Source organism: Nostoc sp. (genome assembly GCF_036916985.1).
GTDB lineage: Bacteria > Cyanobacteriota > Cyanobacteriia > Cyanobacteriales > Nostocaceae > Nostoc.
Genome location: NZ_JBALFD010000022.1, coordinates 211,070 through 233,261 on the forward strand (window position 1 = coordinate 211,070; position 22,192 = coordinate 233,261).

The following is a 22,192-nucleotide window of genomic DNA, read 5'->3' on the forward strand; positions in this document are numbered from 1 at the left end:
TCCGCAAAAGAAAAAGCCTTGACATCCGTTGAAAAGAAATTTCTAAGAGGTTTAGTTTAACGTGAGTTCGACAAGTCTTATTTTACCTCTCCCCCAGCCCCTCTCCGACACGGAGAGGGGAGCAAAAAGCTGAATTTTTCGTTGCTCCTCCCTCTCCGAAACGGAAAGGGAGGTTGGGAGGGAGAGGTTCATCGAACTCACGTTAGTTTAAGGTTGTATTCCTGCGGAAATTGCTAATGTCGCCGTTCAAAATCGCAGTAGCAATACTGTGTAGAGTTTATATTTTGAATGGATTATATAAATACATAGAATAAATACTGAGTAACTAAACCAGATACTTAATGAAGGTGAAAAACTGGACTCAGGCATTGCTTGAATACGCACGTATGAGTCGTTAAGTCTATAATTTGAAACTGTGACTCAAAACTCATAATTGGAGCAAATCGACTGGTGAGCAGCTTATTACAAGGAGTCAACCTGTACTTAATTGGAATAATGGGCGTTGGTAAGACGACGGTAGGGCGCTTACTAGCAAAGGAATTGGGTTATGGATTTGTGGATACCGATGATGTTATTGCCCAAGCGACAGGTAAATCTATAAATCAATTATTTGCACAAGTTGGTGAAGCAGAGTTTCGCCAGTTAGAAAGCGACGTACTTTCAAAAGTTTGTGCTTTTACAAAGTTGACTATAGCAACTGGTGGGGGAATTGTTCTGCGGCGAGAAAACTGGGGTTACTTGCACCACGGTTTGATAGTCTGGCTAGATGCACCAGTGGAGATAATTTACAACCGTTTAGCTGAGGATACCACAAGACCACTGCTACAAGACGCTGATCCTCAAGGTAAATTGCGATCGCTCCTCGAACAACGAACACCACTTTATTCTCAAGCCGATTTGCACATCATCGAGCGAGAGGGAGATACACCTGAAGACGTTGCCAAGCGAGTACTTGAGGGAATTCCTCACATACTGAAAGGATCTGTTTCTCATTAATGGGGAATGAAGAATATCAAATCTGAAAAGAGTATTTTTACTAACTGTGTCTGCAAAAGATATTTTTCATGAATCAGTTAAAAAAGCTTTGCAAAAAGAACAATGGATCGTTACGAGCGATCCATTAAAATTTAAATTTGGGGAAGTCAACTTCCAAATTGATTTAGGCGCAGAGAAAATAATTGCCGCAGAAAAAGGAAATGAAAAAATAGCAATTGAAATCAAAAGCTTTTTAAACCCCTCGGCAATAACAGATTTTTACTCCGCTTTGGGACAATTCCTGAGTTACCGTCTAGCATTAACAGGATACGAACCAGAGCGAGTATTATACTTAGCAGTTCCATTGGATACGTACAAAACATTTTTCCAACTGGAGTTTACTAAAACTGCGATAAGACAGTATCAGGTGCTATTAATTGTTTACAATCCAGTCGATGAGGTGATTGTAGAGTGGATAAATTAGCAAAATATCAAGAGTACGTTAAAACATTGTTGACGAACTATGCCAGCGATGATATCTCGGATAACGATGTCGAAGTCCAACTCATTTTAGACACAGAACGCAATCATTATCAATGGATGAATGTCGGTTGGCAAGGATTTAATCGTATTTATCGATGCATAATACATTTTGATATTAAAGATGGCAAAATCTGGCTACAACAGAATTTAACCGATCGCAATCCGGCAGAGGAATTAGTGATGATGGGAGTACCACGAGAGGATATTGTCTTGGGTTTGCAAGCTCCATACAAGCGTCAGTATACAGATTTTGGCGTAGCGCTTGAAAATGAGCATCTCGCGTAACGAGAATTAAATTATACTGAATTGCAACAGATGCAATCCAAATATCATTTTCGGGTAATGGACGACCTTTGAGGCGCAATCTATTCTTAACTTCACCATATTGACGGGCAGTTTCTACATCACATTCAATGACCGTATTTATGGCAATGAACTCCTCAATACGTTCTAAATTTCCTTGTGATCGCCCTGATTTTCTTGCACCGTAGAATAATTCACCAATAGCAACATTGGGAATAAAAATTTCTTCTGCATTTACCAGATGATTATTCACTGCGATATCATTTGCAAATAAAGCAATAATAATATTAGTGTCAAGCAGGTATCTACCACTCATCTAAATCTACCTGTTCGCAACCTTGTTCAATTGCTTCGCGCATCAACTGAATATCATTTTGCGGTATCGTACCTGCAAAATTTAATAATTGTCTACCTGGAACACCATGAATTTGCGAACCTACTAAAGTTCGGGCAAACTCCAGCACTCGATATTGCAAGTCTTCAGGCATCACTTTTAATTCTTCAATTAGCCGCTCGATAATCGGTGTATCCATATATATCCTGATAATTTTCGATTTTGGTTGCTAGTCCTTCTTTTATAGATTTTTACATTTCTGAGATGAACTAAACAGCTATGGCTGCTCAGTACAAACATACTCGACTTTGGCATCAGAGATTGTGAGGAGTTACAAAGTCTTCTACACTGACTGAAATAGGTTTTAACTCTTAACGGCGGCTCCTCATGACGGTCAACGATTCTGAATACATCAGGCAAACTGAAGCCACTCGTGTGCGTGTACTAAGCGAAGCACTACCTTATATTCAACAATTCGCCGGTCGCACTGTTGTTGTCAAATATGGCGGCGCAGCGATGAAAGATAGCACACTCAAAGACAAAGTTATCCGCGACATTGTATTCTTATCCTGCGTGGGCTTGCGTCCGATTGTAGTCCACGGCGGTGGCCCAGAAATTAACAGTTGGTTAGATAAGCTGGGCATCGAACCACAATTTAAAAATGGTCTGCGAGTCACTGATGCCGCCACAATGGATGTGGTGGAAATGGTTTTAGTTGGTCGAGTTAACAAAGAAATTGTCGCGCTAATTAACCAAGCTGGTGGATTGGCTGTCGGACTTTGCGGTAAAGACGGTAATCTATTTACAGCCCGTCCCCAAGGTCAAGAAGGCATCGGTTTTGTGGGGGAAGTCAGTAATGTGAATATCAAGATTTTGGACACCCTTGCTAGCAATGGCTACATTCCAGTGGTGTCCAGCGTTGCGGCAGACGAGACAGGGCAAGCTTATAACATTAATGCTGATACTGTCGCTGGAGAAATTGCCGCAGCATTAGGTGCAGAAAAGTTAATTTTACTGACCGACACCAGTGGAATTTTAAAAGATTACAAAGACCAATCTACTTTGATTCCAAAAGTAGATATCCGCGAAGCCCGCGAGTTGATTGCTAGTGGTATAGTCAGCGGTGGGATGATTCCGAAAGTGAGTTGTTGTGTGCGATCGCTTGCTCAAGGAGTCCGTGCCGCACACATTATAGATGGTCGCATTCCTCACGCCCTATTACTAGAAATCTTTACCGATGTTGGGATTGGGACAATGATTCTCGGTTCGCAGTTTACCTCTTAGGAGTGCTGAGTGCTGAGTGCTGAGTGCTGAGTGCTGAGTGAAGAGTGAAGAGTGAAGAGTGAGGAGTTGTTTATCCCCTCATCTTCCCATTTCCCTGCTTTACCGAGGATTGGTAATAATAACCCGCGTGGGTGCGGAGCAACTTGTCGTCAGACATCGCCCACCGCTAAATGGTGTACTACGCCATGAATTATTGATAATTACCGGATTAACTAAGGTTGAATCTCGAATTGCTGGATTTATAGGCGTGGAATTTGTCACGTTCTGCTTTGTTGCTGGGTCTACAGGCGCAGGTGTGGGAATCGGACTACCATAAATAAGGGAACCAACAGCAGGCGATCGCCTGACTCCATAACCGCCATCAATCACGATCGCACGCTGGGCAAAAGCTGGAGCAATAGTTACACCTATCACTGCTAAAGTCATACCTGCTAAGAGCCAATTCAGTTGCGAATGCTTGATTTTCAACATAATTTTGCTCACCTGCATTAAGATACCGGAATTTTTAATCAGAAAATAGTCGCAGCTACTTAGTTAAAATTTTAGAAGTTTATCCACTTTCAGATTGCCAGCTTTTGAAAAGATTCCAAAAAGATTGCTGACATTGGCAAAATTAAAATAGTGCTGATTTTTTATAGAAAACGTGAGTACAGAAAGTTTAGAAATTGCTCAAAGCCGCTACCAGACTGGAAAATTTGCCTTTGAAAATGGGCAATACCGCGAAGCCATAGAAAATTTAGAAAAGGCCAGTGCCCTGTTAGCTCGTAATTCTCGCCTTGGGGGCGAAGTAGAAATTCATCTGGTGACAGCTTATGAAGCGGCAGGACGCACAGATGATGCGATCGCTCTTTGCGAAAGACTCAAACGCCATCCCCATTTTGAAATCGGCAAACAAGCGCGGCAGATGCTTTACATCTTAAAAGCACCAAAGCTGAAAAGACCCAGCGAATGGATGACCCAAATTCCCGATTTAGGCGCATTACCAGATAATGAACTCAAAATTTCTATCGCTGCTAAACCGACTAAATCTTCTGTGCAGCAAAAGCCTAAACCTACGGAGCCAGAATTTGTTGACCTTAGTCAGGTCAATACCAGAGATAATCGCTTTATCTGGGTGGCGCTAATTGCTATCGGTTTAACCATCTCGTACTTGCTTTGGTTGAATTTTTCAGGAACCCCTGGCTGATAACAATTTTAGATTTTGGATTTTAGATTTTAGATTCTTTTGGTTCATGTCTCACCCACAAGGGGTAAGGGATGAACCAAAAGCCAAAATTTAAAATCTTCCAGCTTTATCCGTTTATCGGTGGGGTCAATCCAAAATCCAAGTTGCGCTGGAAGCGCACCAAAGGTGCGACCTAAAATCCAAAATATGTTGACTTTTGGGGAGATTTATGGTATCAAATTCTTCAATTTTTGGAAAGATTTTCTTGTGGCTAATCAGACCATTCCGTTTTATATTTACACTGAATGGTCGAAATCGGATGAACCGCGTCTTTCCCATGCGAAATCCTATTCTATGGCTAGTGCTGTTAACATCACTGTTACTGACTGGTTGTGTTAAGTACGATGTAGGGCTTAACTTTGATAATTCAAATAGTGGTGAACTAATACAGCATATTAAGTTGGGAGAACGGCTAACCAGTTTTAGCGGCGATTCTGTATATGAATGGTTAAATAGCATAGAGCGTCGCGCCCGTCAACTAGAAGGAAAAACACAGCGAGTTTCACAAGAAGAAATCATCGTCACAATTCCTTTTAGTAGTGGTAGGGAATTGCAAGAGAAGTTCAACGAATTTTTTAATCCCCGTGCAAATCAACCCCCTGAGTCTGTGCAGAGCGAATCTGACTCAGAACTGCCGAAAATTGAATCAAACGTCCTCTTGGAGGAGAACAATTTTTTACTTTTAGTTAGAAATCGGTTAATTTATGATTTAGATTTGCGATCGCTCTCTCTAATTGCCAGTAAAGGTAATGTTCTAGCTAATGCTGGTTCAATTCTCGACTTAGAATTTAGCTTGAAGACTCCTTGGGGAGCCAAGAATATTCAACTAACTGAAACTGCAATTGAGCCAGAAAAAAATGGTAATCAATTAGTGTGGAAACTCCAACCTGGTGAGCTAAACCATATAGAAGCTGTTTTCTGGCTTCCTAGTCCCCTTGGTATTGGTGGGTTATTAATTATCCTGTTTGTATCGGGAGGATTGTACTTGAGATACAATTTCATGCCAGATCCCAGAATTCAGTTTCCTCCCAAAGCAGCAGCAATTCAAGAACAGTAGACTATTCATCTGTTGAATATTGTCAGTTAAGCCGATGCATTATCCATCGGCTTTTTTACACTTTATCCAGCTTTTTGTAAAAATGAGTCATAGCGAATTAGCCAAAGAAATTGTTCGTGTTTCCTATTTGAAAGGCGAGTTTCGGTTACGTTCTGGTCAGGTATCTTCCCATTACTTTGATAAATACCAGTTTGAATCTAATCCTTTGTTACTAAAGCGGTTAGCTAAAGAAATGGTAAAAAAAATTCCACCAGGCACAGAAATTCTAGCAGGGTTGGAATTAGGGGGAGTTCCTTTAGCGACAGCAATTTCATTAGAAGTTGAATTACCAGTTGTCTTTGTTCGGAAGACAAAAAAAGAATATGGAACTGAAAAAGTAGCAGAAGGAATTAATATTCAAGGAAAAAAGTTGTGTATTATTGAAGATGTTATTACAACAGGTGGTCAGGTTATAAATAGTACCGAAGCACTGCGTAATGAGGGTGCGATCGTGGATTCCGTAATTTGCGTAATCTGGCGCGGAAGTACACAAGATAACAGTCTCGAAAAAGCTGGCATTCAAAAACTTGCTCTGTTTGATATGGAAGAACTTTCGGTATGGATGTAACTGTCTTAGGGAACCTTGTAGAGACGGCGATTTATCGCGTCTAGAAAACCCAAAATTGTTGCCAGTAGCCCTTAACCCAAGCGTATTGCCTTAGAGAATGAATGGGGAATAAGAACAACCCGTAGCTTTGTACTTCATGCAAAAAACAACTGCTGTGAGTATTTCGCTGCCAAATAAAATCAAAATTTAGGAGTTATAAAAGGACTATGAAATCTAGCTTAGAGACTGGATTTCGTAGTCCTTTTGCTGCACCATTTTAATAAATGTGCAACTACCTTAATCTCTCACCGATGCTAACCCCAGCTAAAAACAGTCAAATCAGTAAATCAACTAAAAGTTCTGGGGTGGTAGTGGTTTTCCTTGGCTCTTAGGAACATTAACTACATTTAAAGCTTTCGCAATTGCAATAACGTCATTATCTAAACGTTGAGCTTTATCATTACCAGGACAGCTAATGTCTTGCGACTGCTGATCGGCTAACTTAATGGTAGTAGTTGTACCAAAGGAAACAGATTTTGGACAACCTTGTTTAACTGACAAATTAGATAAAGGTTCAGCAATTTTCACGTCGCGAAAAAACTCTCTTGTCAATTTTTTGGATAATTTACCTCGATTAGAACCTTTGCCATCAACATAATTAACTTCTCCAGTTGGTGATACATAAATGCGATACCCAATCGTATTGGTAGAGCCACTATTGACGATAATCGCAACGTTATTGGGTACAAGTGCCATTGCTAATTGAGACGAACCAAGTACAAAGGATACACCTACTAGCCCTAGTAATTTTTTAGAAAAAATCCGATTCATCATATAAAAAGCCTCCTCATTTATGAGTCTTGGTTATCAAAATTTTATGACCAATATTTATCTGAATAAGTTTCTTTCATTTCCTAATTTTAAGCAGATTTTAAGTAAAAATCTCTAGTCATGCTTTTGTTATAAGTTTGTCATAAGTGCGTCAAATTAATATGAAATAATTACCAGGATTTATTTTTTACTTTGCCAGTAAACCAAGGCGATAACAGCAGGTTTTAAAGTCAAGATACTTCAATCCCTCTATCTCTTGGTAATTCAGCACTCATGAACACCGGAAGGCTCAGTTGGGTAAAAAGCCAGTAACCACACTAACTACGAGGAATATTCCCATCGCTAAACGATACCAAACAAATGCCCAAGTACTGTATTTCTCTAAATAATGCAGTAAACTATAAATCGCGGCAAAAGCAGAAATACTAGCTGTAGTTAAACCAATAATTAAAGTTATCCAACCATTGACATCAAGTCCAGCTTTGAAAAGCGTATGCAGTTCTAACGCTCCTGCTAGAATCACGGCAGGTAAGCCCAGTAAAAATGAGAATCTAGCAGCAGTTTCTCGCTCCATTCCTAAGAATAATCCAGCAGTTAAGGTAGAACCAGAACGGGAAACTCCTGGAATTAAAGCTAATGCTTGAGAAATTCCTACCCAAATCCCGTCACTTAATGATAGTTGATTAAAAACGCGATCGCGTTTCCCAAATCTTTCTGCAATTCCAAGCAACAAGGACATCACAATTGATGATATTCCTACAACTATCAGGGCACGGAAAGGAGAATTACAGCCATTGAGACTTTTTTTGAGTAAAAGACCTGCAACAGCAATGGGAATTGTACCAATTAATAATCCAATTGCTAAACGAAAATATTGGTTGCTGTAATCTTGTTCAGAAATCGCCCTAACCGTTGCACCTGTTAATTTTTTCAAATCTTGCCAAAAATAACTAATGACAGCCGCGATACTTGCTAACTGCATCGCTGCACTAAAAGCACTTCCCGGATCTTTCCATCCTAGTAATCCTGGAATAATTCGTAAATGTGCTGTGCTACTAATGGGTAATAATTCAGTAATTCCTTGTACAATTCCTAAAAAAACTATTTTTAACCAACTCAATTCTAGAAAACCTAAATCGACATCGCTAGAACAAGAGGTAGCCGATAAAAATAAAGAAAATATCATAGCTTGATCGAGGGATATTGTACTCTTGAGGATAGTAAGTAGTGAATATGTAAAAATTACATCTAAAAAAACTTCTACTAATTGCTGTTTAAATAGATATTCAGCTAAGATACATCCTTCTGAAATTAAACACGTTACATTGACTTTAGTATGACAAACCTATGACGAAAGTATGACTAATTTTTCAGATTAGTATTTGCCATTAGCGTATATTTGACAACTAGGCAATTTCCAATTCAAATCTCAAGTCAAAATTCTTAAATGCTATTAGATACTTTTTCTTAGTTGCAACCAATCTTTACCGATCTGGATGCTGATATCAGAGTCGAGATTGCCAGTACTTTCCACTCGGACTTCACCTAATTCTAAAGTGTTGCGAATTGATTGAGCGCTCTCACGATCTCCCTGCTGGGCAATAATCCGAGTTACCTCTAGAGGCTCACCCAAGCTTTTAGTAATATAAATATTGCTATAGCCAGCTTCTTGCAAGATTTTGATTAATGGATGCAGATTCGTATGATTGCTACCAGTGCTGTCTTGAATTGCAACTCGTAAACTAGCTGGATGTTGGGCTACTTGTGGTTTTGCTGCTGAGTCCAAATCAAAATACTGAGCCATCATGGCAGAAATATGGCTGCTGTTTGGTATCCAGTAGCTAGCATCATATTCCTTCTTTTCGCTAAAACGACCAGGTACCATTAACATCTGCATATTAGAACGAGTGGTTTGCACCATAAAACCCAACAGCGCCACTAACTCCTCCACCGTTAAGTTGGAATCAATATGTTCTTTAACTATGTCAAGAATTTTAGGCAGTTGAGTGAGTGTGGTGGGATTGAGGGTTTGGTCAGTTAAGGCACTAATCACCATTTGCTGGCGTTGAATGCGACCAATATCTCCCAACTCATCATGGCGAAAGCGCAAAAGTTGCAGCGCTTGATCTCCGTTGAGATGTTGTTTGCCTGCTTTCAAATTGATGTAAAGATGCTGGGAATCATCTCGGTATTTCATATTCTTCGGTACGTAGACTGTTACACCACCCAAGGCATCGACTAACTTGCTGACTCCCAAAACGTTAATTCTGATATACCGATCAATTTCTACTCCACCCAAGAGATTACTGACCGTGGTACTAGTTAAAGCCGGGCCACCATAAACATTAGCAGCATTAATTTTGGTCAAACCATGTCCAGACACCTCTATGCGGGTATCTCTAGGAATGGAAAGCATAATTAATTTTTTCTTTTCTGGCTCAAATCGCAGTAAAAGCATGACATCAGATAGACCATCAAAGGAATTTAGTTCTGGCTGATATCTCAAATGTAGGCTTTCAGGGGGTGGGTTCTTAATGTCTGGGGGCAGCACACTCATCCCTAAAACTAAAATGTTCACAGGGCGACTTAATGCAGAAAATTGTAGTCCACTCCCAGTGATGCCCTCTCTATCAAACACTGCTTGTTGTTGTTTGTTTAGCTGAGTTTTTTGCAAAGGCTTGCTGCTGAAAGAAGCTGCTAACAGCATTCCGGCGATCGCTGATATCATTGCCACACCACTCATCCCTACGCAAAACCACAGCCAGCGTTCGGATGTAAGTTTTTTGGTATATTTGTTACCCCTTTTGAAGGCTTTCGCCGAACGATTTTTTCCTGTTGGCATTCTTTTAAGATTTACTCCTCACGCTAGACAATTTGTGTTTCTCATTCGGGTTTAAATCAGAGAAGCTAATCTACAATAGCTCACTCTCAAATGATCTTTTAGCCAAAATCTTCTCTGATTTTGGAGTAATAGCAACTAACACTTTTAATAAAATATCTATAAAATAACTTATGTCAATGACATTTTTGTGACTAATATATGGCACTTGTATGACGCTTAATAAAAAGTAATTAATCTGTTGAAATTATGTAAATAAAAGTATTTATCACTTTTGTAATAAATCTTTCTCTCATTTCTGGAATCCGTTTATATTGGATTGGAGAAAATATTATTAATCTGATCGCAAACACCGATTCTTATATGCCAGTTACATCTACTGATAATCCTCATGCCTTGCTCTATGGTTTAGCCAATGGGTCAGTCAAAGCGCTCGAAGATGATGAAGCGATCGCAGCAAACAAGACCTTGGCACTGCAATTACAGTCTAGACTTCAAGATTTTTGGCTCTTAAGTTCACCTGATGGAGCTTGGGGGCCTAAATCCGCTAGGGCGCTAAATGCTTACAAACATTTTCAAAATCTCAGTGAGCCAGGGATAAATTCCCATATTGCTGCTAGCTTGCTCAATACCAATCCGACTGACTTAATACCAGGATTTAAACTCAACGGTGACTGGCCAAGTCGAACCGTGATGTGGTTGAGCTTACATAATCAACATATTAGTATTAACGGTAATGATGGAGAAATCAACATCGTTTATTTCCGGGGATTAGACCGTAATGGCCAGTGGAATGGTAATGCACCATTTGTCTGGAATGACCGACGTTGTGTATTAGTAATCAAAGACCAAGTTCCCAGTTTTGTGGGTAATTGGTTAGGCACTTGTGACCCAGGAGAATATTACTGGGAGAATCCGATGAATGACAAAGGTTGTGCAGATATTCAGGCATGGCAATACCAAGCTTGGAGTGTCGGTCATCACCACGGTAGCACCGGAGACCAATTGGCTCTAGTACAAACTGGAGATATTATAGTGTTGCGTGGCCCTGAGCGCTTACCTGATAAGGGTAATAACTTTAGCGTCGATCAACACACTACTAATAATCCAGATGGGAATAGCCCTGGTGAGCCAGTCAAAGGTTGGTCTGCTGGATGCATGGTGGGAGCTAGTGCCAATGAACATTACGACGAGTTTATGTCTTTGGTGAAAGCAGACCCACGGGAAAAGAATGCCCCTGGAAAATATCAGCACTGGACAACAGTGATTAATGGCAATGAATTTCTAGATATTTTTCCTGGGTGAACTACCCACACTGACTTGGAGTAACAAGTACGAACTGTTTGCCATGCTTGGATTTGCATTTAGGAAATCCAGCACGTTTCTCAAAAAATTCCTCACCTATTCCCTATTCCCGCTTTTCGCCGCCATACCAGCGTTCGGCAAGTGCATTGAGTTGATTAAGAATTTCAATGAGTTCCTGACCACGTTCTGTCAGTCCGTAAGTGACTTGGGGCGGAACAGTTGGTTCATAATGGCGATAAATAATCTCTGCTGTCTCTAGCATCCTCAGTCTTTCTGTTAGAACTTTGGTGGAAATACCCTCGACTAAGTGCTTCAATGCACCAAAGCGATTAGGCCCACTATTACATAACACCCACAGTATATACATTGTCCAGGGGCCTGATAGTAAGGACATCAGAATACTAATTGGGCAAGCATCAGGATTTTTAGAGACAGACATCGATAAGTTAGCTAAAATTTTCTACAGTTACTTTATGGTAACTACTTTACATTAGTAACTAGTTACTTTTAGTATCTGATGTAATGCTTTGAAATTTAGACTCAAAAACAGTCAAAGCATAAATCCTAGCTAATCAGGAGATATTTGGTGGTAAACATTCTACATATTGATTCCAGCCCCCGTGCTGAACGATCGCACTCCAGAGAACTATCTAAGGAATTTGTCAGTGCTTGGAAAGCCGCGCATCCTGAAGATGCGATCGCCTACCGAGATTTAGGGCATCACCCAGTTCCTCACGTTGATGAAGCTTGGATTGCAGCGTCGTTCTCACCACCAGAAACCCATACCCCAGAATTAACAGAGGCCATCAGAAATTCTGATGAGTTAGTAGATGAGTTTTTGGCAGCTGATCGCTACGTCTTTGGAGTGCCAATGTATAACTTCAATATACCTTCCACCTTCAAGGCTTACATTGACCAAATCGTTCGCCCTAACCGGACTTTTGCTATAGATGCTCAAGGCTTGAGAGGGTTAGTCGAGGGTAAAAAGGCGGTTATCATTACCGCTCGCGGCAGCGACTTTAGTGCGACATCTCCTTATGCCGCTTATGACTTCCAAGAACCCTACCTACGGGCGATTTTCGGCTTTATTGGGATTACAGACATTCAATTTATTAACGCTAATAGTCTAAACGAAGGTGATGCCCGTACCAAATCTCTATCAGAAGCACGGGCAGCAATTCAAGATGCGATCGCCCATTGGTAAGAGGTATAGAGGCACATGGGAACAAGGGGAAAATTCCTCTTTAGAAAGCTCCCCCTGCCCCCTTCATGGCGACAACCGCTCAATTTTCCAAGTGCCATTATCTAAACGGCTATAAAGCAAGCGATCGTGCAGACGGCTAGGGCGTCCTTGCCAAAACTCGATTTCTGTGGGGATCACTCGTAAGCCTCCCCAATGAGGCGGTCGAGGAATCTCCTGATTTTCATATTTGCTGTAGAATTCTTGCAAGCGTCGCTCCAGGATTTCTCGGCTTGCGATCACCTCACTTTGATTAGATACCCACGCACCCAGGCGACTCTTGGCAGGGCGACTTTCAAAATACTGGTCAGACTCAGTTTCGGAAACTTTCTCCACATACCCCGAAATTCTGACTTGACGTTCCAGTTCTGCCCACCAAAAGACTAAAGCCGCCTGGGGATTTTCTGCTAGTTGTTGTCCTTTGTGACTGTTGTAGTTGGTAAAGAAAGCGAAGCCGCGTTCATCAAAATCCTTAAGTAACACCATTCTGGCTGAAGGCTTACCATCTGGTGTAACAGTGGCAATGGTCATAGCATTGGGTTCGGGGAGTTCTGCTGCTAGTGCCTGATCGAACCATTTTTTAAATTGGATAAAAGGATTGAGGTCTACTTCGAGTTCGCTTAAACCTTCCAAGGTGTAGTCTTTGCGAAGGTCAGCTACGATTTTGTCCATTTTGATTTGTTTCCTTGCTATCAGATACGCTTATACATATCTTTGTTAAAAATATCTATGATGATTAGATAATAATCAGTGCCATCAAGAATTTTACAAGTTCTCTCAAGGAATACCTAAAATAGGTTGCATAAGATGCGCCGTTCAGCCTCCCTTCAACGCCTGTTAATTTATGGTCTGAGTGGCCCGATTATCGCTCTCAATGTCTGGCTACTGTCCGTACTTTTTCGCTATTTCCAGCATCCCATTACCGTCTTGAGTATTGCGGCGATTCTGGCTTTTCTCCTAAATTACCCGGTTAAGTTCTTTGAACGCGCTCGGATTACTCGCACTCAGGCGGTGATCATCGTTTTACTTGCAACCTTAACCCTGCTTGGGATTCTAGGCGTTACCTTAGTGCCGTTGATCATTGACCAAACCATCCAACTGTTAAATAAGATTCCTGATTGGTTAAGGTCTAGTCAAGCAAACTTAGAGCAATTTGAGTTGATCGCAAAGCAACGACGTTTGCCAATTGATCTCAAGATTGTGAGTAGTCAAATCAATGCCAATATTCAGAATTTGGTGCAACAGCTAGCTTCTGGTGCAGTGGGATTTGCTGGAACACTGCTCTCAGGATTACTTGACATAGTGTTAGTCATTGTGCTTGCATTTTATATGCTTTTATATGGCGATCGCGTCTGGTATGGTCTAGTCAATCTTTTGCCCTCTAATATTGCAGATCCCCTGACCGCATCTTTGCGCCTAAATTTTCAGAACTTCTTTCTCAGCCAGTTGTTGCTAGGACTATTCATGGTGCTAACCCTAACGCCAATTTTCTTAGTGATGAAGGTACCTTTTGCTCTGTTATTTGCCATATTAATTGGTATTTCAGAACTTATTCCCTTCATTGGGGCATCTTTAGGTATTGGTTTGGTGACGATTTTAGTACTGTTGCAAAATTGGTGGTTGGCAGTTCAAGTTGCGATCGCGGCGATTTTGATGCAGCAGCTTAAAGATAACCTGTTAGCTCCCAGGTTACTCGGCAACTTTATCGGGCTAAATCCTATTTGGATTTTTGTGGCTATTTTGATGGGATTTGAGATTGCTGGGTTGTTGGGGACGCTGGTTGCTGTTCCCATTGCTGGAACCATTAAAGGTACTTTTGATGCGATCAAGAGCGGCAAGCCGAGTGATTTTGTCTCAAATTTCACTATTGCCAACGATCCACCGCCTGATTAAGTCGTAAGGGCACAGCAATGCTCATTGGTGTCAACTTAACGTGAAAGCAAGTCTAGAACTAGCTTTTAGATTCCCTCGTTCCCAGTCGGAGACTGGGAATGCTCGTCGTTGAGGCTCCGCCTCTCTTTACTGGCGGCAGAGCCGCTTTTGAGTTGCATTTCCAGCCTCCGGCTGGAAACGAGGTTTTAAAGGAGTTTCAGCTTAAGTTGACACTAATGAGCATTGCTGTGCCCTTACCGTCTGGTCTCTTTACCCGAAAATAGCTGTAATCCACGTTCCTTAGCTTATCGTTTTTCCTATTCCTCAATTAGATGACGATCGCGATCGCAAAACCGTCATATCCTTTGCTGCCTACAGTCTGGATTGCCGTAGCATTGACACGCGGCTCGGAGGCAAGTAGTTCATTGAAGCGGCGCACTCCCTGGACGCTAGGATCGCTGCTAGCAGCATCAATCACGGCTCCGTTACGCACAACATTATCAGCGATGATTAGGCTGCCACGACGGGAAAGTTTGAGCGCCCAGGCAAAATATTCGGGATTGTTTGGCTTGTCAGCGTCAATGAAAATTAAATCAAATGGCCCCTGATTCTCAGCGGCAATCTGTGGCAGCGTAGAAAGTGCCTGTCCGAGCCGGAGGTCAACCAGTTTAGACAAACCAGCGTGGCCGATATTGGCACGGGCGACTTCGGCGTGCTTTGGGTCAGCCTCCAGCGTGATTAGGCGGCCGTCGCTGGGTAACGCCCGCGCCAACCAGATTGTACTGTAGCCGCCCAGCGTACCAATCTCCAGAATGCTTCGCGCCCCTTGAATTTGTGCCAATAGTAGCAGCAGCTTGCCTTGGTTCGGTGAAACGTTTTGTGGCGGCAGTCCGGCGGCGGCGCTAGTCTGGAGGGCTGTATCTAGTGCGGGGTCTGACGGTACAAGCAAATCGGTAAAGTAACGATCTACCGCAGTCCACTGCTCTTGAGTCATAGATTCTCGCTTTTTACCCCATCTTTAAAATACTCAAGATTATTTGTCAGAGCTTGCTTCATCGGAAAGGATAGTAATGATTTCATGCAACGGGCGATCGCGATTAGACTCCTCTGGTGTTTCTTTGCCCAAGGAGGTTTCTTTTACCAAACGGTAAACGTCGGCTGCTCCGTAAAAAATGCGCTCTGTTAGACCCAACTCTTTAAAGGTTTCTGCAATCTCTTCCATTTCTCCTATCCAACGATGGGCTTTTGGTGTCATCGATGGAATGGAACGGGTTAATATGCTAGCAAGTTCTGGTTGGCTATTAGATACCTCATCCCGTAGTTCTTTATCTAAGCCTAAACGATGGGCTGCAATTAGTAATTCTGTGCTGATTGCTGTAAGTCCTTTTGTCAGGGCGGCGTAGGACATTTTCAACCCGGAAGCCTGACCAATTTCATCACCAATCACCCGCACATCTAAGCCATGATCCCGCAGTTGTAGGAGTTGATTTGCTTGTTTTCCTGAAGTGTAAATGCGGGTGCGATTGGGAACTCGCGGTGGTGGGCCAATAATTGATCCATCTACGAATGTTCCCCCAACTGATTCAATGAGTTGGCCGATACTGATGACTTTCTGGGGGGCGATCGCATTACAGTCAACATAGAGAATAGGCTTACCAACATTGCTAATCGCCTCAGCTACTTGCTGCGCTGCTTGGGTAGCTGCTGCGGGTACTAGAACTGACAACACTACATCAGATTCAATTACCAGTTGCGTCAGAGAACCCACATCTTGAATGTTGGCTGCCGCTGCTAGTTGCCGAGTTCGTTCACTGCGATCGCTTAGGGCTGCAATAGTTTTCAATCCATGTTGATTGAGAACAGCTGCGATCGCCTGTCCCATATCACCCGGACTTAAAATACCAATGGTTTGGATAGGCATGGAAAGTTTTATATTTATTTTGCGGCTGACAAGTTAATTCAGATAATTGATTCGTCAACAAACTACACTAAGTTGATTCAGATGCCGTATTTTAATCAAACCACGGATCAGCTTTACAAGCAACCCATCTGCTGAGATATAGGCCAATACAGTTCAGTTAAACTTCTCTTCTTTCTCTTTCTTTGCTTTGCGTCCTTTCCGTCCTTTGCGGTTCGTTTAAAACCTAATAGGGATTTGATGAATTGCAATTGCTGAAGGTGCAACATGACCTTTGTCGTATCCTGGTTTCAATCCCTAATAGGGATTTTGATGAATTGCAATTTAATATTGATTCACTGTTGAGAGAGTACGCAATTGTTTCAATCCCTAATAGAGATTTTGATGAATTGCAATTTCTTTTTCATAAAAGAGTTGCAGAAGGTTATAAGGTTTCAATCCCTAATAGGGATTTTGATGAATTGCAATATATTAACGATTGCATAAATAGAGAAATCCCTTACGTTTCAATCCCTAATAGGGATTTTGATGAATTGCAATTTCGGCGATCGGGTTTTGAGTGTTGTTCAAGAGTTGTTTCAATCCCTAATAGGGATTTTAATGAATTGCAATCCTAGTAGTTTACCAAGGATGCCAGATACGCTTTGTTTCAATCCCTAATAGGGATTTTAATGAATTGCAATAGCGGCAGGCTGAAAGCCAAGCTATATTTAGTTTTCAAGGTGCGGTTGCGCGAATTTAGAGCAATCATAGCATTAGAGAGTTTCTTTGGGAAGAGTTTCGGGAAAGATTGAAGACTGACACCCAGTTTTTGTAAGCTTTTCAGACATCGCGCGGATGATGATCGAGTCATTAATGGAGTCAAATGCTTGCTGGTGTTGAGATAGAAGCACTTTTTTGAGACTGTGGAATTTGTACACCTACCCTCCCGCGCATTTTACATACAGGAAACCTCTGAGATGATGCGATCGCTAAAAATAACCTAATACAGCACGGCGCAAATAAACCACCCATTCCAAATGAATAAAACGTAAGCGTTTCATTCATTTTTAATTTTTAATTTTTAATTCCGCCTTGCGGTAGGTGATGGGGGGCACGATCGCTGCTTTCAAAGCCAGAAATCCCAGTTTTCATATACTTATAGCCTCCCACATCACACGCAACAATAGTAATACTACTCTTGAGACTCCTCAGAGACGGATTCTGATTCGGTTTCAAGTTCTTCTGTTTGGACTTTGGGGGCTGGAGGTTTAACGGGTTTTGGACCACGCGCTAAGGCAGGATTTCCCTGATGCCTGTTTTCATCCCCTAATGATTTTTTCCCTTTATCAGCCGAGCGATTACGGCTCGGTTTTGAGTTTTTGGGGTTGGATTCAATCGGAGTTACAGAATCCGTACTCTCGGAATTTTTGTCAGTGCTTTCTTGAGACTGACGTTCCGATTTTTTGATTGGGCGTTCTACCATTGTTGATTTTTGTAAATTTATCTGTATAGTACATCGGTTTGGTGGCTATCAAACTGTTGAGTAGCATTTTTTAAAGATTTTATCCTTAGAATTCCTGAGTAGCTCTGGAGAGTTATTTTGCTAGAAAAGCAGCCAACAAACTCAATCATTAACTCACCAAATATAAAAATGGGTGCGTTAACGATAGCTGAACGCACCCAACAACTATTTAACAAAATCAGGTCGTGCCTGTTGCCTTGATTTAAACTTTTCTTCTAAAACTGCCCAATTTTCTTGCTCGATTAAGTTAGTCAACTCATCGAGATGATGGCGATATTGTTGGAGCGATCGCAGCAATGCTTGACGATTATATCGCGCCATCATCACGCCCAACTCTGGATTCCCGCCCCCGACACGACTGGTATCCCGAAAACCGGAACTAGCTAACTTTTGGGCTAATTGCAAAACATCGGGGTCACTTTCACTTAAACAAGCAGCAATCAACGAGGAACTGATCATTACAGGTAAATGGGAAATCCAACTCACAGCGCGATCGTGTTGCTCAGGTTGACAATAGTAGATATTTGCTCCTAGCGATCGCACAATTTCTTCCACAACTGTAATTGCACTAATTGGTGTTGTAGTCGTTGGTGTTAAGACATAAGGTTTATCGACAAATAAATGCCGTTGTGCAGCTTCGATGCCATTGTCTGTTCTTCCCGCCATTGGATGACCGCCGATAAAATTATCCCAAAGGGGAGAAATTTCTTTGACTATCTGTGCTTTCGCCGAACCCACATCAGTTATGACTGTAGCGACAGACAAATGAGCGATTAACTGTTCAAATTGGGGCACAATAAGGGCTAGAGGTGTACAAATAAATACAACTTCTGCGGCTGCTAAGAGACTCAAATCAACAGATGCTTCATCAACACTGCCGATACTAACTGCCTTTTCACAGGTGGCTTCACGGCGACTGACTCCTAAGATATGATGTCCTTGCGATCGCAAATCAAAACCCAAAGATCCACCAATCAGTCCCAATCCTAAAATTCCAATATTCATTTTTGATTTTGACATTCCGTTTTTAAGACTTTACCAACTATTAAAGTTGGCATCCAAGGGGTAGCATCAATGACTGTAGAGGAATTACTGGAAAAATATGCAGCAGGAGTCTTAAACTTTAGTGGTGTTGACCTCCCAGAAGCTAACTTGAGTGGGGTCAAACTCAGTGGTGTGAATCTTAGCGATGCTAATTTGAGTATAGTTAACCTGAGTGGCGCGAATCTGAGTGAAGCTAACTTGAGCAATGCCAAGCTAAATGTGGCTAGACTCAGTGGCGCGAATTTATGCAGCGCTATTTTGAACAATGCCAGTCTCAACGTCGCTAATTTGATTCGAGCGGATCTGAGTCGCGCTCAACTAAGAGGAGCCTCATTAATCCGCGCTGAGTTAATTCGCGCTGATCTCAGTCGCGCTGATCTATTGGAAGCCGATCTCACCAGTGCCGATTTGCGAGAGGCGACACTCCGCCAAGCGAATCTCCGTCACGCTAACTTGAGTGAGACTGTCTTGAAAGGTGCTTCCTTGACGGGAGCTAATTTGGAGATGGCTAACTTAAATGCCAGTGATCTCAGTCGTTCCGATCTCAGCGGTGCAAATTTGCGAGAAGCCGAGCTCAGACAAGCCAATCTTAGCCATACTAACTTGAGCGGGGCAGACTTGAGCGGCGCAAATCTCCGATGGGCAGACTTGAGCGGCACAAATCTCCGGTGGGCAGATTTGAGCGGCGCAAAATTAAGCGGCGCAGACTTGAGCGGCGCAGATTTAAGCAATGCCAACTTAACGAATACGAGTTTAGTCCATGCCAACTTAACTCAGGCAAAATTAATTAGGGCAGAATGGATCGGTGCTGATTTAACAGGAGCAACTTTAACTGGAGCCAAGCTTTATGCTACCTCCAGATTTGGTTTAAAAACTGAAGGGATGATTTGTGAATGGGTTGATCTGAGTCCAAATGGCGATCGCTCCATTATCCAAAACTTCCATTCTGAAGAGTCACGAGATTTTTTTAACGAAACACCGCCAACAATAAGAATTATCGTTGATGCAGCCCTAGAACACGAAGCCAATTTTGCGATCGCAGGCGCTTACTACCAAATTGCTCAAGAATTCCGGGGGCTAAAACAACCTCCAAGCATCGAAAGTGGTCGTCGTCGAACTATTTTCACCTTTCATGTAGATAGCGACGAAGCATTATTCCCCACTGCTTACATTGTGATTCTTCCCTTTTTAGATGCAGTATCTACTCAAAAAAATATTTCCAGTATGATGGAAATGATTAATAGTGAAGTTGTTGCGAACCAAAATTTAAAATCACCCGATATGGTGAAACAATTAAATATTCTTTTAGAACAGGCCATAAGTCAGGCTACAACAATTAAACAAGTGAAAAAAAATATTGAAGTAGCCGCAAAGTTAAATTTTTGTAAAGCCCCAACCCAAATAATTTTAACAAATTCCAGCGCCCACATTTTGATAGTCCATGACCATCCCAACTTTGGGAAAAGATTTATTAATCGTTCTGCTCTCAAGGCTTCAGCTTATGATGATATATCTAGTGAATCAACAAAATATATATTGCCTTCTTTAGATATGGTTATAGATTTTATCAAAGGATTTCACTATATTAATCATTAGTTATGGGGTATTGGACTAATGACCAATGACTAAAAAATTTTGGAGGATGAAAAATGAGCAACATTTTTAATAAAATGATCGGTCGAACCCGCTATGTAGTTTTTCGCCTATTTCTGCACTTAGGGGGAGGCGAAGTAGCGCCAATTTTGGGAGTATTAAACAGTGCTGGGAGAGATGCGATCGATGCTGATGGTGACTTAGAAGTTTTGGGAGAAGGATTAGTAGAAATTAGCCAAACCCTGCTGCAATATGATGAATATTGGCTTTCTGCTGCTAACGAAGGTGATGTATTTTGGAGTGAAGGCGAGGCGGGAGATTATGTCAACGAATTATTTACTGACTCTGCCGAAAGATATCTCAGCGAACCAAATTACAGTTCTGACTCTGGATTGAATGAACCTTTATCAATACCTGTAACCCGTAATGTCATTGTGATGCTTACAGTAGCTTATGAAGGGGAAGTACCAGAGTTAGAAACTGACCTTTCTAACGTTCAGGCACTCAAGGAAGCTTTGAAAGCTCTAATCAACCTACACTATAAACATAAGCTCCAGGCAATCCAGGTACATTTCTCGCCAGCACAGTTAGGCGATGAACTCACTAGCGATCAACTGTTGCAATATTACCCCGAATTGATTCCTTTGTAATCTGTTGGGTAGTCCGTACTTACTACTCACATCGAGAAATTGTTAAGCTCAGAGGTAGGACAATAATCCAATGATCATGACCATAGTACGTAAATTTACAGCCGTTTTTTTAGCTCTGAGTTTGTGTATCACAACTGTCGCCTGTGGTGGCGAAAACCAAAGTACTCCTTCAGCTAAGAACGTTAACCAAACCTCTAATACCACTAAGCTGAGTGACGGACAGTATCAAATACAACAAGCTACTTATGATGATGCAAGTGGTGAGTACAGCTTGTTTTTACTTAACAATAAGCCACCGACATTTTCAACCGAAAATTTGCAAATGGCACGGTTAACTGACGATGAAATCAAACAGGGTAAGAAAACCTATCTCAAGGTAGAAAAAGGACAGCCGATTTTATATCTAACGGAAGACTTTAAAATTGAGTACGTCCACAACGTTACCGAAAATAAAACCAATCCCCAAACAGGACAACAAGAAACGGTTGTAGTCCGTCGAGAAAATAGCTTCTGGGCACCATTTGCTGGGTCTGTAGCTGGTAGCTTGGCGGGTCAGGCACTTGGTAGTCTGTTGTTTAGACCCCAGTATTATGTACCCCCTGCCTATCAACCAGGACAAGGATTAAGTGGCTTCGGTGGATATGGCGGAAGCTATGGCCAGGCAGTTCAAAGTTATCAAACTCGCTACAACACGCCACCCGCAGCCGTGACAAATCGTACTGCATTCCGCAATACAGGGACAATCAGAAGGTCATATCCTGGAAATTCAAATGTACGCAATACACCGCCTGGCACTACAGGAAATAACCGTCCTTCTGGTTCTGGTTTTGGCGGTAGTAACTTAAGACCCTCTGGTAACTCCAGCACTACCAAACGGAATTCTGGTAGTGGTTTTGGTAGTGGGCGTAGTACAGCACCCCGTCGTTCAACTGGTTTTGGCAGCAGACGCCGTTAGGAAATTCTAAGCGACTAGAAGTCGCGGCTACACAAGCAAACTGGAGTTTAGACTAAATGGCAGGCTGTCAAAGAAAAAATAGAGGGTGTGCTTGAACACAGGCCCCCTATTAGCAGAATCTGAGAGAAGAACCA

General features: G+C 41.9%; 26 protein-coding genes and 1 pseudogene. 14 read left to right on the plus strand and 13 right to left on the minus strand.

The annotated features are described in order from the left end of the window. The first annotated feature begins 450 nt into the window (after positions 1 to 450). The 3 genes from V7L07_RS09195 to V7L07_RS09205 are packed head-to-tail and all read left to right on the plus strand — an operon-like array spanning position 451 to position 1,803. Positions 451 to 996: a shikimate kinase gene (locus V7L07_RS09195; protein WP_335057042.1), complete on the plus strand. Its 546-nt coding sequence runs from the start codon at positions 451 to 453 to the stop codon at positions 994 to 996. A gap of 46 nt (positions 997 to 1,042) precedes the next feature. Beyond that, entirely contained in the window at positions 1,043 to 1,459 is a 417-nt protein-coding gene (locus V7L07_RS09200; RefSeq protein WP_335057044.1) for a XisH family protein, read from the plus strand. Further along, positions 1,447 to 1,803, plus strand: a complete 357-nt coding sequence (locus V7L07_RS09205; protein ID WP_335057046.1) for a XisI protein — start codon at positions 1,447 to 1,449, stop codon at positions 1,801 to 1,803. Before V7L07_RS09200 ends, V7L07_RS09205 begins: the two co-directional genes overlap by 13 nt. 31 nt (positions 1,804 to 1,834) lie before the next feature. Here the strand turns inward: V7L07_RS09205 and V7L07_RS09210 are convergent. Next, a pseudogene (locus V7L07_RS09210) lies at positions 1,835 to 2,137 on the minus strand (PIN domain-containing protein); the annotation flags it as partial. After that, complete coding sequence (locus V7L07_RS09215) at positions 2,127 to 2,354, minus strand: hypothetical protein (RefSeq protein ID WP_335057048.1); 228 nt, start codon at positions 2,352 to 2,354, stop codon at positions 2,127 to 2,129. The pseudogene V7L07_RS09210 and the gene V7L07_RS09215, both read right to left, overlap by 11 nt. A gap of 188 nt (positions 2,355 to 2,542) precedes the next feature. Between V7L07_RS09215 and argB the strand changes: the two genes are divergently transcribed. Beyond that, a complete protein-coding gene (gene argB, locus V7L07_RS09220; protein ID WP_335057050.1) occupies positions 2,543 to 3,439 on the plus strand; it encodes an acetylglutamate kinase in 897 nt (298 codons plus the stop codon). Positions 3,440 to 3,538: 99 nt separating this feature from the next. Here argB and V7L07_RS09225 read toward each other — a convergent pair whose 3' ends face one another. After that, positions 3,539 to 3,910 (minus strand): hypothetical protein, encoded by a 372-nt coding sequence (locus tag V7L07_RS09225; protein WP_335057052.1) that lies wholly within the window; start codon positions 3,908 to 3,910, stop codon positions 3,539 to 3,541. 172 nt (positions 3,911 to 4,082) lie between these two features. Here V7L07_RS09225 and V7L07_RS09230 point away from each other — a divergent pair, with 172 nt between their 5' ends. The 3 genes from V7L07_RS09230 to pyrE all read left to right on the plus strand — a co-directional run bounded on the left by V7L07_RS09230 (position 4,083) and on the right by pyrE (position 6,328). Continuing rightward, positions 4,083 to 4,625, plus strand: coding sequence for a tetratricopeptide repeat protein (locus V7L07_RS09230; protein WP_335057054.1), 543 nt, complete (start codon positions 4,083 to 4,085; stop codon positions 4,623 to 4,625). A gap of 208 nt (positions 4,626 to 4,833) precedes the next feature. Then, positions 4,834 to 5,721, plus strand: a complete 888-nt coding sequence (locus tag V7L07_RS09235) for a DUF3153 domain-containing protein (protein WP_335057056.1) — start codon at positions 4,834 to 4,836, stop codon at positions 5,719 to 5,721. An 82-nt stretch (positions 5,722 to 5,803) separates the two neighbouring features. Continuing rightward, positions 5,804 to 6,328: an orotate phosphoribosyltransferase gene (gene pyrE / locus V7L07_RS09240; protein WP_335057058.1), complete on the plus strand. Its 525-nt coding sequence runs from the start codon at positions 5,804 to 5,806 to the stop codon at positions 6,326 to 6,328. 330 nt (positions 6,329 to 6,658) lie between these two features. Here the strand turns inward: pyrE and V7L07_RS09245 are convergent, their stop codons facing one another. From V7L07_RS09245 to V7L07_RS09255, 3 genes are all read right to left on the minus strand, one after another. Beyond that, positions 6,659 to 7,141: a hypothetical protein gene (locus V7L07_RS09245; protein ID WP_335057060.1), complete on the minus strand. Its 483-nt coding sequence runs from the start codon at positions 7,139 to 7,141 to the stop codon at positions 6,659 to 6,661. 286 nt (positions 7,142 to 7,427) lie between these two features. Next, the gene (locus V7L07_RS09250) at positions 7,428 to 8,324 is read right to left on the minus strand and encodes an undecaprenyl-diphosphate phosphatase (protein ID WP_335057062.1); all 897 of its coding nucleotides are present in this window, start codon (positions 8,322 to 8,324) and stop codon (positions 7,428 to 7,430) included. A gap of 267 nt (positions 8,325 to 8,591) precedes the next feature. Continuing rightward, on the minus strand, positions 8,592 to 9,980 hold the full coding sequence (locus V7L07_RS09255; RefSeq protein ID WP_335057064.1) for an LCP family protein: 1,389 nt from the start codon (positions 9,978 to 9,980) through the stop codon (positions 8,592 to 8,594). A gap of 360 nt (positions 9,981 to 10,340) precedes the next feature. On the opposite strand from V7L07_RS09255, the gene V7L07_RS09260 reads away from it, so the two are divergent. Continuing rightward, a complete protein-coding gene (locus tag V7L07_RS09260; RefSeq protein ID WP_335057066.1) occupies positions 10,341 to 11,282 on the plus strand; it encodes a hypothetical protein in 942 nt (313 codons plus the stop codon). Positions 11,283 to 11,385: 103 nt separating this feature from the next. Here the strand turns inward: V7L07_RS09260 and V7L07_RS09265 are convergent, their stop codons facing one another. Next, on the minus strand, positions 11,386 to 11,721 hold the full coding sequence (locus V7L07_RS09265; protein ID WP_179065001.1) for a winged helix-turn-helix transcriptional regulator: 336 nt from the start codon (positions 11,719 to 11,721) through the stop codon (positions 11,386 to 11,388). Positions 11,722 to 11,868: 147 nt separating this feature from the next. On the opposite strand from V7L07_RS09265, the gene V7L07_RS09270 reads away from it, so the two are divergent. Continuing rightward, positions 11,869 to 12,486: an FMN-dependent NADH-azoreductase gene (locus tag V7L07_RS09270; RefSeq protein WP_335057069.1), complete on the plus strand. Its 618-nt coding sequence runs from the start codon at positions 11,869 to 11,871 to the stop codon at positions 12,484 to 12,486. A 63-nt stretch (positions 12,487 to 12,549) separates the two neighbouring features. Here V7L07_RS09270 and pdxH read toward each other — a convergent pair whose 3' ends face one another. Further along, the gene (gene pdxH, locus V7L07_RS09275) at positions 12,550 to 13,194 is read right to left on the minus strand and encodes a pyridoxamine 5'-phosphate oxidase (RefSeq protein WP_335057071.1); all 645 of its coding nucleotides are present in this window, start codon (positions 13,192 to 13,194) and stop codon (positions 12,550 to 12,552) included. A gap of 135 nt (positions 13,195 to 13,329) precedes the next feature. On the opposite strand from pdxH, the gene V7L07_RS09280 reads away from it, so the two are divergent. Then, positions 13,330 to 14,415, plus strand: coding sequence for an AI-2E family transporter (locus tag V7L07_RS09280; protein ID WP_335057072.1), 1,086 nt, complete (start codon positions 13,330 to 13,332; stop codon positions 14,413 to 14,415). Between the two features lie 307 nt (positions 14,416 to 14,722). Here V7L07_RS09280 and V7L07_RS09285 read toward each other — a convergent pair whose 3' ends face one another. Beyond that, positions 14,723 to 15,388 carry an O-methyltransferase gene (locus V7L07_RS09285; protein ID WP_335057074.1) on the minus strand — a complete coding sequence of 222 codons (666 nt, stop codon included), beginning with the start codon at positions 15,386 to 15,388 and terminating at the stop codon, positions 14,723 to 14,725. A 39-nt stretch (positions 15,389 to 15,427) separates the two neighbouring features. Then, on the minus strand, positions 15,428 to 16,315 hold the full coding sequence (locus V7L07_RS09290) for an NAD(P)-dependent oxidoreductase (protein ID WP_335057076.1): 888 nt from the start codon (positions 16,313 to 16,315) through the stop codon (positions 15,428 to 15,430). A 257-nt stretch (positions 16,316 to 16,572) separates the two neighbouring features. Between V7L07_RS09290 and V7L07_RS33440 the strand changes: the two genes are divergently transcribed. Then, positions 16,573 to 16,929, plus strand: a complete 357-nt coding sequence (locus tag V7L07_RS33440; protein ID WP_442936031.1) for a hypothetical protein — start codon at positions 16,573 to 16,575, stop codon at positions 16,927 to 16,929. 244 nt (positions 16,930 to 17,173) lie between these two features. Here V7L07_RS33440 and V7L07_RS09295 read toward each other — a convergent pair whose 3' ends face one another. From V7L07_RS09295 to V7L07_RS09305, 3 genes are all read right to left on the minus strand, one after another. Then, a complete protein-coding gene (locus tag V7L07_RS09295; protein WP_335057078.1) occupies positions 17,174 to 17,359 on the minus strand; it encodes a hypothetical protein in 186 nt (61 codons plus the stop codon). A 127-nt stretch (positions 17,360 to 17,486) separates the two neighbouring features. After that, positions 17,487 to 17,777 (minus strand): hypothetical protein, encoded by a 291-nt coding sequence (locus tag V7L07_RS09300; RefSeq protein ID WP_335057080.1) that lies wholly within the window; start codon positions 17,775 to 17,777, stop codon positions 17,487 to 17,489. Between the two features lie 204 nt (positions 17,778 to 17,981). Continuing rightward, positions 17,982 to 18,821: a prephenate/arogenate dehydrogenase gene (locus V7L07_RS09305; RefSeq protein ID WP_335057107.1), complete on the minus strand. Its 840-nt coding sequence runs from the start codon at positions 18,819 to 18,821 to the stop codon at positions 17,982 to 17,984. A gap of 69 nt (positions 18,822 to 18,890) precedes the next feature. On the opposite strand from V7L07_RS09305, the gene V7L07_RS09310 reads away from it, so the two are divergent. From V7L07_RS09310 to V7L07_RS09320, 3 genes are all read left to right on the plus strand, one after another. Next, positions 18,891 to 20,456 carry a pentapeptide repeat-containing protein gene (locus tag V7L07_RS09310; protein ID WP_335057082.1) on the plus strand — a complete coding sequence of 522 codons (1,566 nt, stop codon included), beginning with the start codon at positions 18,891 to 18,893 and terminating at the stop codon, positions 20,454 to 20,456. A gap of 53 nt (positions 20,457 to 20,509) precedes the next feature. Beyond that, the gene (locus V7L07_RS09315; RefSeq protein ID WP_179064994.1) at positions 20,510 to 21,103 is read left to right on the plus strand and encodes a DUF1517 domain-containing protein; all 594 of its coding nucleotides are present in this window, start codon (positions 20,510 to 20,512) and stop codon (positions 21,101 to 21,103) included. 70 nt (positions 21,104 to 21,173) lie between these two features. Continuing rightward, complete coding sequence (locus V7L07_RS09320) at positions 21,174 to 22,058, plus strand: hypothetical protein (RefSeq protein WP_335057084.1); 885 nt, start codon at positions 21,174 to 21,176, stop codon at positions 22,056 to 22,058. The last annotated feature ends 134 nt before the right edge of the window (positions 22,059 to 22,192 follow it).